Below are 15,717 nucleotides of genomic sequence, written 5' to 3' on the forward strand. Positions count from 1 at the left end.
ACCCTACCCGGCGGTACGCCCGCTGGTCAGCCTCCGGCGACGCCAGAACACGAGGGGCAGCGCTCCGGCTACACCGAGTGCTGCCGGAGCGGCGGCAGCCGCCTTGTTCAGCCCGGGCTGGTCGAACGTGCTCGGGATCGGCAGGGTCGCCCAGCGGTTGACCGGCCAGGCGATGACGATGGCCCGTCCGACCACCTCGTCCGTGGACACGGTGCCCTGTCCGGGCAGCTCCTGGTGGTACCGGGAGTCCAGCGAGTTCTGACGGTGGTCGCCCATCACCCAGATCCGGCCCTCGGGGACATGGATCGGGCCGAAGGGCTCGTCATCGCACGCGCTGTTGCCCCCGAAGATGAACGACTTGTCGTCCAGCGCCTTGCCGTTGACCGTCACGGGGCCGTTCTTCTTGCACTCCACCGTGTCGCCGCCGATGGCGACGACCCGCTTGATCAGGTCCTTCTCCTCGGCGGACGGCATGAGCCCGATGAAGCTCAGGAACTTCTGCACCGCGTTCGGTTCCGGAGCCGCGGTGTCCTCGAGCCAGCCGCCCGGGTCGTGGAAGACCACGACCTCTCCGCGCTCCGGCTCGGAACCGAACCACGGCGTCAGCTTGTCGACGAGCACCCGGTCGCCCCGCTGCAGCGTGTTCTGCATGGAGTCCGAGGGGATCGAGAACGCCTGCACCAGGAACGTCTTGATCAGCAGCGCGAGGATGAGCGCGATACCGATGAGGAGCGGCAGTTCCTTCCAGAAGGAACGCGGCTTCTTCTGCGCCGTACTGCCGCCGCCCGGTGAGTCGTCCGCCGGGGAGTCGTCCCCCGGGGAGTCGCCACCCGGGAAGCCGTCGCCCGGCGGGACGCCGTCACCCTCCGCCCGGCCCGCCGAGTCCGCCGGGATCCCGCCGCTCGAAGGCCGGTCCTCGGGTTCGCCGTGTCCGGATCGTGCGCCGACCGCCAAATCCCCCACATCCACTCCTTACTCCGTGCCACCACCCGCGCCCGAATCGGCGCAGGCCCACCACTCCCATAACGAGCGGGAGTTCCGCAGGGGTCGGGAGCAGGACCATGTCGTTGCGATCCTGGGAGGACACACTATTCGACGGGCCGGTGGCCTCCGTCTCTCCGGCACGCGCATCGGGCACCGAGGCGAACGTGCCGGGTTCCTCGAGCTTGCGCCAGTGGGCGAACGGCCAGGCGATCACGACCGCCCGTCCCACGACCTCGTCCTCCGAAACCGTGCCCCTGTCCGGTTCGTCGAGGTGGAAGCGGGAGTCCGCGGAGTTCGACCGGTGGTCACCCATCACGAAGATGCGGCCCTGCGGAACCTTTACCTCGAATTTGAGAGTGGAGGGCACATTGTCCGGATGCAGGTACGGCTCGTTGAGTGGCACGCCGTTGACGGTGACCTTGCCGTCCGTGCCGCAGCACTTCACGGTGTCGCCCCCGACGGCCACCACTCGCTTGATCAGGTCCTGCTCGTCGTCCGAGGGCAGGAGTCCGATGAAGGTCAGCAGTTCCTTGGCCTGCTTGACGCCGACCGGCGGCTCCTCCTTGGCGACGTTCTCCTGCTGCAGCCAGCCACCCGGATCCCGGAAGACGACGACGTCGCCGCGCTGGGGCTCGGAGCCGAACCACGGTGTCAGTTTGTCGACCAGCACCCGGTCGCCGATCTTGATGGTCTGCTCCATCGACCCGGACGGAATCACGAAGGCCTGTACCAGAAAGGTCTTGAGCACCAGCGCGATCAGCAGCGCCACCAGGACGAGGAGGGGTATCTCCTTGATCGCGGACCGTCGCCTGCGCCGTTTGACCTTGCGGGCCAGCCTGCGGCGCTCCGCCCTCGTCGGCAGTGAGCGGGCTGTGGTCGGCCGGGTCCCGGTGGGCAGCGGAATGTGCGCTTCCGTCTCTCCGCGCCTGCGCCCCCGGTTACCCATGGATCGCGTCCGGCGGCCGTATGCCGGTGAAGGCCTCGGTCCCGCCCAGGGGGCCGAGTCTGCCGAGCGGCCAGCCGAGCCAGTCGACGCGTCCGACGACCCGGTCCACGGGCACCATGCCACCGCCGGGCTGCCCCAGGTGGTCACGGGAGTCCCGCGAGTTGCTGCGGTGGTCGCCCATGACCCACAGCGTGCCGTCGGGCACGACGATGTCGAAGGCCACTTCGGACGGGTTGTCACCCGGGTACAGATACTCCTCGTGCACCGACCGGCCGTTCACTTCGAGCCTCCCCCGCTTGTCGCAGCAGACCACGCGATCGCCCCCCACGCCCACCACCCGCTTCACGAAGTCGGTCTCGGCGGGTTCGGCCAGCCCCAGTGACGAGGCCGCCCCGCGCAGGAGCGCGGTGACGGGGTTCTCCGCGGGCGTCTCCTGTACGAAGGAGCCGGTGCCGTCGAAGACCACCACGTCGCCGCGCTGTGGCTCGGAGCCGAAACGGTACGCCAGTTTGTTGACGAGCACCCGGTCCCCCACCCGCAGCGTGGGCTCCATCGAGCCGCTGGGGATGAGGAAGGGCTGCAGCACGAATGCGCTGAACAGCAGGAGAGCGACCGTGCAGAGCAGCCCCAGGAAGGCGGCTCGTCCCCAGGACAAGGTGTCCGGCCGGTCCGGGACATGCATGAAGCGCGACCTCTCCCCCGACCCTTCTTCAGGGGCGGAGGAGCGATCGCGCTCCGTGTGCTGGGCTTCCGTGTCCATCGGGGCCGAATCCTATCCGGCCACGCTGTGGACGCCGGCGCTGAATCAGCGGTCGCGCTTCTCCTTGATCTTCGCGGCCTTGCCGCGCAGCTCACGGAGGAAGTACAGCTTGGCGCGGCGGACGTCACCACGGGTGACGAGCTCGATCTTCTCGAAGATCGGGCTGTGCACCGGGAAGGTGCGCTCGACGCCGACACTGAAGGAGACCTTGCGGACCGTGAAGGTCTCGCTGACGCCCGAGCCCTGGCGGCGGATGACGATGCCCTTGAACTGCTGGATACGGGAGCGGTTGCCCTCGATCACTCGCACGTGGACGTTGACGGTGTCACCCGGGCGGAAGGCCGGGAGGTCGGTACGCAGCGAGGCGGCATTGACGCCATCGAGCAGGGAAGTCATGTTGTCTGCTTTCTTCGCCGATGCCACAGGTCATCGACGGGAGAGTGGGAAAGTTCGGATGCTGATCACATCGGGCGGGCGTCTTTCCCCCTGTGGCAGGGGCGCACGCCGGACGTACAGCGGGCCTATTCTTCCATGGCCTCGGGCCTGCGCCAAAATCGGCCGCCGGGCTCCGGGGACCAGCCCAGGATCGAGAGGATCTCGCGGTCCTTCTTGTCGAAGCCGGCCGCCTCGCAACGCTCGATCAGGTCGGGCCTGTTGAGGGCGGTACGACGGAACGCCTCGTCCCTGCGCCACCGCGCGATCCTGCCGTGGTGGCCGCTGAGCAGCACGTCCGGGATGCCGCGCCCGCGCCACTCGGGCGGCTTCGTGTACACGGGCCCCTCGAGCAGGTCGGCCATGGCTCCGGGTGCGAAGGAGTCGTCACGGTGCGATTCGGCGTTGCCGAGGACTCCTGGCAGGAGCCGCGCCACGGCCTCCGTGATCACCAGGACGGCCGCTTCCCCGCCGGCCAGGACGTAGTCCCCGATGGACACCTCCACGACCGGCATGCGGGTGGCGTACTCGTCCGTCACCCGGCGGTCGATGCCCTCGTACCTGGCGGGGGTGAAGATCAGCCACGGCCGCTCCGAGAGCTCGACGGCGAGCTCCTGGGTGAAGGGCCGCCCACTGGGTGTGGGCACCACGAGCACCGGGGAGTGCGCCCCGGCCTCGTAGCCGTCGGCCAGTGCGTCGTCCAGGGCCTCGCCCCAGGGCCCGGTCTTCATGACCATGCCGGGGCCGCCGCCGTACGGGGTGTCGTCCACCGTGTTGTGCCGGTCGTACGTCCAGTTCCGCAGGTCGTGGACGTGTACGTCGAGGCGCCCCCGGGAGCGCGCCTTGCCGACGAGTGAGACGTTCAGCGGTTCCAGGTACTCGGGAAAGATCGTGACGACGTCGAGCCGCATCACGCGTCGCCCTTCCCGGGCTCACCGGAGGCCTCACCGGCCGCCTCGTCGCGCGCGGAAGCCTCACCGGACTCCTCGCGCGCGGAAGCCTCACCGGCCTCCTCGTCGGCCTCGTCGCGGGAGGAGGCGACCACGGCCTCGCTCTCGTCGATCAGGCCGGGCGGCGGCGTGATGACGGCCCGCTGCTCCTCCAGGTCGATCTCGCTGACGATCTCCTCGACGAACGGGATCATCACCTCGCTGCCGTCGGGGCGCTCCACGATGAACAGGTCCTGGGAGGGCAGGTGGGTGATCTCGGTGATCCTGCCGATCACGGTTCCGTCGGCGAGGACCACGTCGAGGTCCATCAGCTGGTGGTCGTAGAACTCCTCCGGGTCCTCGGGAAGCTCTTCGGGGTCCACCTCGGCGATCAGCAGCGTGTTGCGGAGTGCCTCGGCGGCCGTACGGTCGCGTACGCCCTCGAAGCGCAGCAGCAGCCTGCCGCTGTGCACCCGGCCGGTCTCGATCGTCAGGGGTCCCGTAGCCGCTGGTTCCGTGGCGAGGACGGCCCCGGGGCCGAGCCGCAGTTCGGGCTCGTCCGTCCGCACCTCGACGGTGACCTCGCCCTTGATGCCATGGGCGCGACCGATCCGCGCAACTACCAACTGCACGCTACTTCTCCCGGTGATGGTGTAGGGACGACAAAGGCCGGGGACGGCTCGAAAGCCCTCCCCGGCCCCGGCCGGTGTTCAACTCTTTCAGCGAACCTGATCCACATCGACGAGGTCGACGCGGATACCACGGCCGCCGATGGCACCCACGACGGTACGCAGGGCGCGTGCGGTGCGGCCGTTGCGGCCGATCACCTTGCCGAGGTCATCGGGATGGACCCGGACCTCGAGCACACGTCCACGGCGCAGATCGCGCGAGGCGACCTGCACATCGTCGGGGTTGTCGACGATGCCCTTCACGAGGTGCTCAAGAGCCTCCTCGAGCATGCTCAGGCCTCGGTCGACTCGGTGGACGCGGCAGCGTCGGCCGCCTCGTCCGCCTTCTTGTCCGACTTCTTGGCCTTCTGGGTGATGGCCTCACCCTTGGCCTCGTCGCCGTCCGAGGTAAGGGCCTCGAACAGGGCGCGCTTGTCAGCCTTGGGCTCCGGCTGCAGCAGCGGCGCGGGGGCGGGAAGGCCCTTGTGGGCCTGCCAGTCACCGGTGAGCTTCAGAATCGCGAGGACCGGCTCGGTCGGCTGGGCGCCGACGGACAGCCAGTACTGCGCGCGCTCTGCGTCGACCTCGATGCGCGACGGGTTCTGCACCGGGTGGTACAGGCCGATCTCCTCGATGGCCCGGCCATCACGGCGGGTACGGGAGTCGGCGACGATGATGCGGTAGTGAGGCGAACGGATCTTGCCCATGCGCTTCAGCTTGATCTTGACTGCCACGGAAGTGGTGTCTCCTGGTCTCTGACGTGGTTGGGCACAACAAGATGCCACGTGGGGTTGCGGTACTCGGGTGCCCGATGGACGCGTCAGCCGGAGGAAGAGAGGGGTCCTATGCGACTGTCGAGTACAGCTAGCCATTGTGCCACACCACATCGCCTCACCCCACCGCGACCGCTGCTTCCGGGATACGGAACGGCTTTCCGCAGCCGCCGCAGACGATCGGGGCCTGCGCGAGGACCGAGGGGACCACGCGCACGTTCCGACCGCAGTCGCAGACGGCCTTGACCCGCACGCCCCCTCCGGAGGAGCCGTGCCGGGCCGCGGGGCCGCGGAAGGAGCGCTTGGTGTCGGCGGCGGTGGCCACGGTGTGCGCCTTGAGGGCACGCTGGAGCCGTTCCGCCGTCGGTCGGTATCTGCGTTTGGCCTCGGGATTGAGTGTCACCAGCGAGAATCCGCTGCTGGCATGGGGTTCCTCGGAATGATCCAGACCCAGCTCCTCGGCGATCGCGAGGAACCGTCGGTTGTGGTACCGGCCGGCACGGGAGGTGTCCCGGACACCTCTCGCGGCGGCGATGCCGTGGACTGCCTCATGGAGCAGTCGTTCGAAGGAGAGCTCGGCGCCACAGGCGGACGAGGACTCTCCGATCAGGGACTCTGGCGCGGCAAGATCGGGCAGCTCGGGGTGGTACCGCTGAATGTCGGCCCACGCCTGTGCCAGCTCTGCGGCAAGTACAGGTGGTGTCGTGCTCACGTCGTGATAACGAGCCTGAGTGCCCCGGTGTTCCTATTCCGGGGCATCCCAAATAATTTGCACGTACCAGTCAGTTGCCGACGATGCGTCCGGACGAGGGCGGGTGCGCAGATCTGCGGAGAAGGCTCACAGCTCGCACCAAGGGGGTACGTAGCGTGCCGTACGCCCCCGCGCGTATGCGGGGTAGCCCCACGGGCGACATTACCCGGCACTGCGGGACGGCCCCGAACCCCCCGCCCGTCCGGGCGGAGAGCCTTCGACGTGCTCCGTCCGGCGTGTCGGGTAAGACTGGGACGAGAGCGAGCAGCGGGCGTGCTGGTCCCCGGCGCCCCCGGCCACGATGCGGAGGCCGGGGGCGCACGACCGGAGCACGCAAGCAATGCCATCCCACCCCGTCCGACCTCTGGACGGGACCGCGGATGCGGAGTTCTCTGGCATACGGGGGCTGCGGGCGCACCTACGACATCGGGGGCCGCCCACAAGGGCACGACCGACCTCTCGGCGGATTGGGGCGCATTCCATGACACCAACGCTCGTCCGGCACCACCGGTATGCGGATTCGTCCGCCACCGTGGATGGCGGCACCCGTGCCCGTGACTGGGCCGAGATCCAGGAGCGCATGCTGGCGCCGCTCTACGAGGCGGTGTACGAGCGGCTCGAAGTCGGGGTCGGCACCCGGATGCTCTCCATCGGCTGCGGTTCCGGGCTCGCCCTGCTCATCGCGGCATCGCGCGGGGCGCACGTCACCGGAGTCGACACCGACCGTGAACGGCTCGCGCTGGCCCGCGAGCGTCTCGTGTCCGGCCAGGAGACAGGGCCCGCACGGCCGGACGCACCGCCGCGGGCACGGCTGGTCGCCGGCGCCCCGTCGGCGGCCGCACCGGCCGGTGAACCGCCGTACAACCTGCTCACGGCCTTCGATCCGATCGGCTGCGCGGCCGGCGACTCCGAAGGGCTCTCGCCCGCGCTCGCCGCCGCCGTGCCGCTGGCCGCGCGGGGGGCCACGGTGGTCCTGACCGGCTGGGGACCGCCCGAGCGGTGCGCCACGGCTCCGGTGCTCCGGGTGGCGGCCCGGCTCGCCGAGACGGCGCGCACACCGCGCCCCGGCGGCTGGCGTCCCGCACTGCGGGACGATCTGGAGGACGTCGCGGCGCGGGCGGGGCTGAAACCGGACGGATCCGGCCGGGTCTCCTGCCCGTTCGGGTACGCGGACCTGGACAGCGCGGTGCGCGGACTGCTCTCGACCGGCCTCTTCGACACGGCGATACGGGCCACGGACCGCTCCCAGGTGGAGAAGGAGGTCGCGGAGGCGCTGCATCCGCACCGTCGGCCCGACGGGACGGTATGGATGCCGAACGTCTTCCGCTATCTGGTGTGCGTGGTCTAGCACCCGGGAGAAAACATGAGGAAGGGGCGCCCCGCCGAGCGGGGCGCCCCTTCCTCATGTTTTCCGGCCGGTCAGCCCATGAACTTCTTGAACTCGTCCGGCAGCTCGAAGTTCTTGTCCTCCTGGGCGGGCAGACCGAACGCGCCGCCCTGCGCCGCCGCCTCACGGCGGGCCGCCTCGGCCTGCTCCTCAGCCTTGCGCTTCATCGGGTTGCCGCTCTTGCGCTTGCCCTTGGCCTGCTTGACCTGCTTCTTCTGACGGCCCGCACCACCACCCGAGCCGGGCATCCCGGGCATGCCCGGCATTCCGCCGCCCTGGGCCATCTTCGACATCATCTTGCGGGCCTCGAAGAACCGCTCCACCAGGCTCTTCACGGCGGAGACCTCGACGCCGGAACCCTTGGCGATACGGGCCCGGCGCGAACCGTTGATGACGGTCGGTTCCCGGCGCTCGTGCGGCGTCATCGACTTGATGATCGCGGCCGTGCGGTCCACGTCCCGCTCGTCGATGTTGGCGATCTGGTCCTTGATCTGCCCCATGCCGGGCAGCATCCCGAGCAGCTTGGAGATGGAGCCCATCTTCCTGACCTGCTCCATCTGCGCCAGGAAGTCGTCGAGCGTGAAGTCCTTGCCCTTGCTCGACGCCAGCTTGGAGGCCATTTGAGCGGCCTCTTCCTGGCTGAAGGTCTTCTCCGCCTGCTCGATCAGGGTGAGCAGGTCACCCATGTCGAGGATGCGGGACGCCATGCGGTCGGGGTGGAAGGCGTCGAAGTCCTCGAGCTTCTCACCGTTCGACGCGAACATGATCTGCTTGCCCGTGACATGGGCGATCGACAGGGCGGCGCCACCACGGGCGTCACCGTCGAGCTTGGACAGGACCACGCCGTCGAAGCCGACGCCGTCGCGGAAGGCCTCGGCGGTGTTGACCGCGTCCTGGCCGATCATCGCGTCGACGACGAAGAGGATCTCGTCGGGGCTGACGGCGTCGCGGATGTCCGCGGCCTGCCGCATCAGCTCCTGGTCGATACCGAGGCGGCCCGCGGTGTCGACCACGACCACGTCGTACTGCTTGGCCCGGGCGTGCTCGATCGAGTCCTTGGCGACCTGGACCGGGTCCCCCACACCGTTGCCCGGCTCCGGCGCGTACACCGCGACACCGGCGCGGTCGGCGACGACGCTGAGCTGGTTCACGGCGTTCGGGCGCTGGAGGTCACAGGCGACCAGCAGCGGCGAGTGGCCCTGGCTCTTGAGCCAGAGACCGAGCTTTCCGGCGAGGGTCGTCTTACCGGCACCCTGCAGGCCCGCGAGCATGATCACGGTGGGAGGGTTCTTGGCGAACCGGAGCCGCCTGGTCTCGCCGCCGAGGATCCCTACGAGTTCCTCGTTGACGATCTTGACGACCTGCTGGGCCGGGTTCAGCGCCTGGGAGACCTCGACGCCGCGCGCACGCTCCTTGACGTTGGCGATGAACGCACGGACGACGGGCAGGGCGACATCGGCCTCGAGCAGTGCGATACGGATCTCGCGAGCCGTGGCGTCGATGTCCGCCTCGGACAAGCGGCCCTTGCCCCTGAGGTTTTTGAAAGTCGCGCTAAGGCGGTCGGAGAGAGTATCGAACACGGCGCTCGTCGGTCCTCAGGGTCGGGGGTGGTGGCAGGTCAATCGCCCTCCAGGGTATCCGGACCCCGTGGAACGCAAAGCCCCCGGCCGTTTCTCGTGACGAACGGCTCGGTGGCGGGGTTCAGCGCAGTGCCTTCTCCACCTCCCTGGCGACTGCCGCCGCCCGCTCCCGGGGCAGCGGCTCACCGTCGGTGTCCGTGACGTAGAAGGCGTCCACCGCGTTCGCACCGAGCGTCGAGACGTGGGCGCTGCGCACCCGTACCGCGCTCTGCTCCAGTGCCCGGCCGATCCGGTGCAGGAGTCCCGGGGCGTCCTGGGCGCGCACCTCGATCACCGTGGCGAGCCGCGAGCCGGCCGCCGCCACGGTCACCCTGGGCGGCGGCGCCTTCACGCCGCGCCGCCTCGGGTAGGCGGCCTCGCGCTCGGCGAGGCGGGTGCGGATGTCCAGCGACCCCTCCAGGGCCCGTACGAGATCGGCGCGGAGCCGGGTGGCCTGCGGGAGGGAACCGTACTCGGCCGCGACCCGCCAGCTGAGCACCAGCAGACCGGCTGTCTCGCCGAGCTCGGTGGGGAGCTCGACGGCGCGCAGATCGGCGGCGCGGACGGTGAGGCGGTGCAGGGCGAGCACCCCGGCCGCGGCCGGCAGCACGCCGGGCCGGTCGGGCAGGGCGATGAGGAGCTCGACGCCGACGGGTCCCGGTTCGCCGTCCTCCGAGACGGGCTCGGGCTGGGTGTGCAGGGACAGGACGGGTTCGCCGGTGCGCAGGGCCTCGATCGCGAGGCGTTCCTGTTCGGCGCTGGGCGCGAGGGGTTCCTGCTCGGGCGGCTCCTCCCCGGCCAGGAGCGCGGCGACGCGCTTGACGAGGTCCGTGACGAGGGAGGCGCGCCAGGAGCTCCACGCGGCAGGACCGGTGGCCAGCGCGTCGGCCTCGGTCAGCGCGTGCAGCAGTTCCAGGGTGGAGGCGCTGCCCACGGCGGTGGCCACGGAGCGGACGGTCGCCGGATCGTCGAGGTCGCGCCGGGTGGCGGTCTCGATGAGCAGGAGGTGGTGGCGTACGAGGGTGGCGAGGACACCCACGTCCTGCTTGTCGAAGCCGATGCGGGCGGCCATGTCGCGGGCGATGACCTCGCCCGCGACGGAGTGGTCCCCGGGCCAGCCCTTGCCGATGTCGTGGAGGAGAGCCGCGACCAGGAGGAGGTCGGGGCGGCCGACGCGGCGGGTGAGGGAGGAGGCGCGGACGGCCGTCTCGACGAGGTGGCGGTCGACGGTCCAGGTGTGGACGGGGTTGCGCTGCGGACGGCAGTGGACCCGCTCCCAGTCGGGCAGCAGCCGGGTGATGATGCCCTCCGCCTCCAGGGCCTCCCAGACGCCGACGGTGGACTCGCCCGCGCCCAGCAGGGTGACGAGCTCCTCGCGGGCCTGTGCAGGCCACGGCACGGGCATCGGCTGGGCCGCGGTCCTCAGATGGCGTACGAGGTGGCGGGAGAGCGGCAGCCCGGACTCGGCCGCCGCCGCTGCGGCCCGGAGGGTGAGGACGGGGTCCTTCTCGGGGCGTGCGGTCCGTGCGAGGACGACTTCGCCGTCCGCCTCGACGACGCCCTCGGCGAGCGGGGTGCGTTCCGGGGCGGCCTTGGTGCCGCCGCCGAGGATCGCCCGCAGCCGGGGCCGTACGGAGCGGGCGCGCAGGACGCGGTTGACCTCGCGCCAGGTGACGTCGGTGGCGTACGAGACGGTGCGGGCGGCCTCGTACACCTGGCGCAGCAGGGCGTCGGAGTCGAGGAGGCCGAGGGCGCCGGCCACCTGGTCCTGTTCCTGCAGGGCGAGACGGTCGGTGGCTCGGCCGGTGGTGAGGTGGAGGGCGTCGCGTGCGTCGAGGAGGGTGCGACGGGCTTCGGCGAGCCCTTCGCGTGGGGCGTCGGCGACCCAGGAGGCGGCGACGGCGCGCAGGGCGGTGGCGTCGCGGAGACCGCCGCGGGCTTCCTTGAGGTCGGGTTCCAGCAGGAACTGGAGCTCGCCCATGCGTTCGGCCCGCTCCCGGCAGAGTTCGTCGAGGGCGGGGAGGTGCTTGGGGGCCTGGTTCCGCCAGTCGGCGAGGACCGCGGTGCGCAGTCCGGCGACGAGCCCGAGGTCTCCGGCGACGGGGCGCGCGTCGAGCAGCCCGAGCTGGACCTTGAGGTCCTCGCCGGCGGTCTTGAGTGCTTCGCCGGGGGTGCGTACGGAGTGGTCGAGGGCCAGGCCGAGGTCCCACACGGGGTACCAGACGTGGTCGGCCAGGGCGGCGATGGCTCCGGCGTCGGCGCTGCCGTCGTGCAGGAGCAGGAGGTCGAGGTCGCTGCGCGGGGAGAGTTCGCCGCGGCCGTACCCGCCGACGGCGACGAGGGCCGCGCCACGGACGCCCGCCGCCTCGGAGGCCGTGGTGAACAGCGCGGTCAGCCACTCGTCGGTGATCCGGGCCAGGGCGGCACGGCGCGGCGGCCCGGACTGCGTCTTCTCCTGGAGAAGACGCAGCCGGGCCGCCGCGTAGCCACTGGGTCCCGAGTCCTCGGATTCGGTGGTCACTTCGGTGCTCGTCACCCAGCTGCCTTTCCGTTCGGGAATCCGTCGGTCAGAGTGCGTCCGGGCCGCGCTCACCGGTCCGTACGCGGATCGCGGTCTCGACGGGGACGCTCCAGACCTTGCCGTCTCCGATCTTGCCCGTCCGGGCGGCCTTGACGACCACGTCGATGAGCTGTTCGGCGTCCTCGTCCTCGACGAGGACCTCGATGCGGATCTTGGGTACGAGGTCGACGGTGTACTCGGCGCCCCGGTAGACCTCGGTGTGTCCGCGCTGCCGCCCGTAACCGCTGGCCTCCGTGACCGTGAGGCCCTGGACGCCGAAGGCCTGGAGGGCCTCCTTGATCTCGTCCAGCCTGTGTGGCTTCACGACTGCGGTGATGAGCTTCATGCGTCCACCTTCTTGTTCGTCGGGGCTGCCGTGGCGCCGGGCGCCGGAGGTGTGGTGCGCGTGGCCGCGCCGCCGCCGGCGCCGCTGAAGTCGTACGCCGTCTCGGCGTGCTCGACCTGGTCGATGCCGGAGATCTCGTCGTCCTCGGAGACGCGCATGCCGAGCGTCTTGTCCAGGAGGAAGGCGAGGATCGCGGAGACGACCAGAGAGTACGCGAGGACCGCGAACACTCCGACGGCCTGCTTGCCGAGCTGGTCGAGGCCGCCGCCGTAGAAGAGGCCCTTGACGTCGGACTGCACACCGCCGGTGGCGAAGAAGCCGACGAGGAGGGAGCCGATGACACCGCCGACGAGGTGGACGCCGACGACGTCCAGGGAGTCGTCGTAGCCGAACTTGTACTTCAGGCCGACGGCCATGGCGCACAGGACACCGGCGATGACGCCGATCGCGATGGCGCCGAGCGGGCTGACGGCGCCGCCCGCCGGGGTGATGGCGACGAGGCCCGCCACGGCGCCGGACGCCGCACCCAGGGTGGTGAAGGAGCCGTGCCGGATCTTCTCGTAGGCGAGCCAGCCCAGGACTGCCGCACCGGTGGCGACCTGGGTGTTGACGAACATGACCGCGCCGACACCGTCGTCGTTGCCGAGCCACGAGCCGGCGTTGAAGCCGAACCAGCCGAACCACAGGAGCGCGGCACCGAGCATGACGAGCGGCAGGCTGTGCGGCCGCATCGGGTCCTTCTTGAAGCCGACCCGCTTGCCGATGACCAGGATCACGCCGAGGGCTGCGGCACCCGCGTTGATGTGGACGGCCGTTCCACCGGCGAAGTCGATGACGCCCAGCTCGAAGAGCCAGCCGCCGGCGCCCCAGACCCAGTGCGCGACCGGGAAGTAGACGACGGTGACCCACAGCGCGACGAACAGGGCCCAGGAGGTGAACTTGACCCGGTCGGCGAGGGCACCGCTGATGAGGGCCGGGGTGAGCACGGCGAACATCAGCTGGAAGACGGCGAAGACGTAGGTCGGGATGGTGTAGACGTCCCAGAGCTCCGTGACGCCGATCCCGCTGAGGCCGACGAAGTCCGAGCTCCAGCCGATGACGGAGCCGACGTCGGCGCCGAAGGCGAGGCTGAATCCGTAGAGCACCCACAGGATCGTGACGATCCCGAGGCTGATGAAGCTCATCATCAGCATGTTCAGGGTGCTCTTGACGCGGACCATGCCTCCGTAGAAGAAGGCCAGGCCCGGGGTCATCAGCATCACCATCGCGGAGCAGATGAGCATGAACCCGGTATTGGCGGCAGACAGCGTCGGGGCGTCTGCGGCAAGCGTCGTGATGCCTGGGGGCATCGGCGTCTCCTCGTCGTCGGTGCGGCCACGTGCGGGGGTGCGGGACCACTGTGGAAAAGGTGCGGGCCGGTTATGCGCCATGAGATTCGCGCAGCGCGGTTTCCACGAATGCCGCACGATGTTTCGCCCCAGTGACGAACGGGCTTCGCGTGTTACGTCCGAATGAACCGGGAGTGGCGAACCCGTTGTGCTGCCTACCATGCTGCCTGCGCCGCATACGGTGCGGTTCGGACGGCTCAGGACGTGAACCGGCCACGGCAGCCACCCGCTGACCTGGCAATGGGGGAGCCGAGTCGGGATGTACGGGATGGCTGTCGTGGCCGGTGGTCGGGGTGGCGGTCAGACCGCTTCCGCGGTCTCCGGAAGCTGCTCGGTGAGCAGGTCGGTGAGCCGGGCGACCTCGGGAATGTCACCGAAGTCCCTGGCAGCGGTGTCGACGGTCTTGCGGAGCCGGGTGTTCACACGCTCGGACCTGACCTTCTTGGCGATCTTCAGGGCCCGGGTGGCCAGCATCGTCGACTCCTCGGGCTCGCGCTTGAGCAGATGCACGGTGGCCATGCCGATCAGATTGAGCGCGAAGGACCTCTGGTGCTCGTCGTCCTCGCCGAAGAGCTCGACGGCGCGCGCCATGACGGGCTCCGCGAGCGAGGCGTACGTGGGGCTGCGGCCTGCGACATAGGCGAGGTCACGGTAGGAGTGGGCGTTCTCGCCGTGCAGTTCGGCGTCGGAGAAGAAGCGGATCCAGTCGGGCTCGGGCTCGCCGTCGAGTCCGGCGTCGGCGAAGGTGTCCTCGGCCATCCGGACCGCCCGCTTGCACTTGCTGGGCTGGCCCATGTTGGCGTACGCACGGGCCTCCATCGCATACAGCATGGCCTGGGTGCGCCCGGTGGCGCAGTCACGGCTGCCGTACTGGGCGAGGTGGATGAGTTCGAGTGCGTCGTCGGGCCGCCCGAGGTGGATCATCTGACGGCTCATGCTGGACAGGATGTACGAACCCAGCGGCTTGTCCCCCGCCTCCTTGGAGGCGTGCAGGGCGAGGACGAAGTACTTCTGCGCGGTGGGCTGGAGGCCGACGTCGTAGCTCATCCAGCCGGCCAGTTCGGCCAGTTCGGCGGCGCACCCGAAGAGGCGCTTGGCGGTCGCCTCGGGCTGGGATTCCTGTAACAGGTCGGTGACCTCGTGGAGTTGGCCCACGACGGCCTTGCGGCGCAGTCCGCCGCCGCACTGCGCGTCCCACTGGCGGAACATCGCGGTGGTGGACTCCAGCAGGTCCAGCTCGGGTCCCGAGAGCCGTGAGGGGCGTTGGCCCGTGACGGACTGTTCCGGCACCGGGGGCCCGGAGGGGGCCGCGGGCACCAGCCAGCGCTGCATCGGCTCGATGAGGGTGGGGCCCGCGGCCAGGGCGAGGGAGGAGCCGAGGAAGCCGCGCCGCGCCAGCATCAGGTCACTGCGGGAGAACTCGCTGAGCAGCGCGACGGTCTGCGGGCCCGCCCACGGCAGGTCGACCCCGGCCACCGACGGGGACTGGTGAGCGGCGCGCAGGCCGAGGTCCTCGACGGCGACGACGGCGCCGAAGCGCTCGGAGAAGAGCTCGGAGAGGATGCGCGGGATGGGTTCACGCGGCTGTTCGCCGTCGAGCCAGCGCCGGACCCGGGAGGTGTCGGTGCTGATGTGGTGGGCGCCCAGCTGGCGCGCACGTCGGTTCACCTGGCGTGCGAGCTCGCCCTTCGACCAGCCGCTGCGCACGAACCATGATCCCAATTGCCCGTTGGGGCGCTTCCCGGCATTCGCCTCGCCTGCGCCGCTGCCACTCACTGGAACGCCCCCATCCCGCTGAAACCTGTCGCGCGAACCTCTATCAGAATGCCGTGCATCGGTGCTGCCCGTACGGGCGTTGCGCACCATCGAACAGAGAGTCGGGTTGCCCGGGGCATACCCGTGAGCGCACATGCAATTGCATGGTTCGAGTACCGACGGTAATCCTACGATCACTGCTCGCGCGAGGGTGACCGCAGAAACGCCACCATTCGCCACCCCTTCGGATGAACACGCCCGGCGCTGACCGCGATTCACTTGACAGGCCGCGATCAGGCACGAGCGGAGTGAAGCACTCAGGGGCGCGTGAACCGTATCGCGCAACCCCCCGATGTCACCCCCGCGCGTCAGATGACCGTCGGCAGCACCGGAGGACGCTCGTGCGCTCCGGGTCGTAA

Annotated in this window: 15 protein-coding genes; 1 reads left to right on the top strand and 14 read right to left on the bottom strand. The window is 70.0% G+C overall.

What is annotated here, in order from left to right; all coding sequences use genetic code 11:
- Positions 1–3: 3 nt before the first annotated feature.
- The 9 genes from lepB (OG844_RS19305) to OG844_RS19345 all read right to left on the bottom strand — a co-directional run bounded on the left by lepB (OG844_RS19305) (position 4) and on the right by OG844_RS19345 (position 6,204).
- On the bottom strand, positions 4–954 hold the full coding sequence (gene lepB, locus OG844_RS19305; protein WP_406396185.1) for a signal peptidase I: 951 nt from the start codon (positions 952–954) through the stop codon (positions 4–6).
- Positions 860–1,930 carry a signal peptidase I gene (gene lepB, locus OG844_RS19310; protein WP_406391836.1) on the bottom strand — a complete coding sequence of 357 codons (1,071 nt, stop codon included), beginning with the start codon at positions 1,928–1,930 and terminating at the stop codon, positions 860–862. Before lepB (OG844_RS19310) ends, lepB (OG844_RS19305) begins: the two co-directional genes overlap by 95 nt.
- Positions 1,923–2,690: a signal peptidase I gene (gene lepB, locus OG844_RS19315; protein ID WP_406391838.1), complete on the bottom strand. Its 768-nt coding sequence runs from the start codon at positions 2,688–2,690 to the stop codon at positions 1,923–1,925. The genes lepB (OG844_RS19310) and lepB (OG844_RS19315) overlap by 8 nt, the downstream gene beginning before the upstream one ends.
- Before the next feature lie 45 nt (positions 2,691–2,735).
- Positions 2,736–3,086: a 50S ribosomal protein L19 gene (rplS, locus tag OG844_RS19320; protein WP_069170461.1), complete on the bottom strand. Its 351-nt coding sequence runs from the start codon at positions 3,084–3,086 to the stop codon at positions 2,736–2,738.
- Positions 3,087–3,211: 125 nt separating this feature from the next.
- Positions 3,212–4,033, bottom strand: a complete 822-nt coding sequence (trmD, locus tag OG844_RS19325; protein WP_406391840.1) for a tRNA (guanosine(37)-N1)-methyltransferase TrmD — start codon at positions 4,031–4,033, stop codon at positions 3,212–3,214.
- On the bottom strand, positions 4,033–4,683 hold the full coding sequence (gene rimM / locus OG844_RS19330; RefSeq protein ID WP_406391841.1) for a ribosome maturation factor RimM: 651 nt from the start codon (positions 4,681–4,683) through the stop codon (positions 4,033–4,035). The genes trmD and rimM overlap by 1 nt, the downstream gene beginning before the upstream one ends.
- Positions 4,684–4,770: 87 nt before the next feature.
- Entirely contained in the window at positions 4,771–5,010 is a 240-nt protein-coding gene (locus OG844_RS19335) for an RNA-binding protein (RefSeq protein ID WP_014153811.1), read from the bottom strand.
- A gap of 2 nt (positions 5,011–5,012) precedes the next feature.
- A complete protein-coding gene (gene rpsP / locus OG844_RS19340; protein WP_406391842.1) occupies positions 5,013–5,453 on the bottom strand; it encodes a 30S ribosomal protein S16 in 441 nt (146 codons plus the stop codon).
- A gap of 157 nt (positions 5,454–5,610) precedes the next feature.
- Positions 5,611–6,204, bottom strand: a complete 594-nt coding sequence (locus tag OG844_RS19345) for a hypothetical protein (protein ID WP_406391843.1) — start codon at positions 6,202–6,204, stop codon at positions 5,611–5,613.
- Between the two features lie 520 nt (positions 6,205–6,724).
- Here OG844_RS19345 and OG844_RS19350 point away from each other — a divergent pair.
- Entirely contained in the window at positions 6,725–7,591 is an 867-nt protein-coding gene (locus OG844_RS19350) for an SAM-dependent methyltransferase (RefSeq protein ID WP_406391844.1), read from the top strand.
- Positions 7,592–7,662: 71 nt separating this feature from the next.
- Here OG844_RS19350 and ffh read toward each other — a convergent pair whose 3' ends face one another.
- The 5 genes from ffh to OG844_RS19375 all read right to left on the bottom strand — a co-directional run bounded on the left by ffh (position 7,663) and on the right by OG844_RS19375 (position 15,319).
- Positions 7,663–9,210, bottom strand: a complete 1,548-nt coding sequence (gene ffh, locus OG844_RS19355) for a signal recognition particle protein (protein WP_406391845.1) — start codon at positions 9,208–9,210, stop codon at positions 7,663–7,665.
- Positions 9,211–9,331: 121 nt separating this feature from the next.
- Complete coding sequence (locus OG844_RS19360; protein WP_406391847.1) at positions 9,332–11,785, bottom strand: [protein-PII] uridylyltransferase; 2,454 nt, start codon at positions 11,783–11,785, stop codon at positions 9,332–9,334.
- 31 nt (positions 11,786–11,816) lie between these two features.
- Positions 11,817–12,155, bottom strand: a complete 339-nt coding sequence (locus OG844_RS19365) for a P-II family nitrogen regulator (protein ID WP_014048583.1) — start codon at positions 12,153–12,155, stop codon at positions 11,817–11,819.
- Complete coding sequence (locus OG844_RS19370) at positions 12,152–13,504, bottom strand: ammonium transporter (RefSeq protein ID WP_406391848.1); 1,353 nt, start codon at positions 13,502–13,504, stop codon at positions 12,152–12,154. The genes OG844_RS19365 and OG844_RS19370 overlap by 4 nt, the downstream gene beginning before the upstream one ends.
- Positions 13,505–13,843: 339 nt before the next feature.
- Positions 13,844–15,319 carry a hypothetical protein gene (locus tag OG844_RS19375; RefSeq protein WP_406391849.1) on the bottom strand — a complete coding sequence of 492 codons (1,476 nt, stop codon included), beginning with the start codon at positions 15,317–15,319 and terminating at the stop codon, positions 13,844–13,846.
- Between the last annotated feature and the right edge of the window lie 398 nt (positions 15,320–15,717).

The organism is Streptomyces sp. NBC_00887 (genome assembly GCF_045207585.1).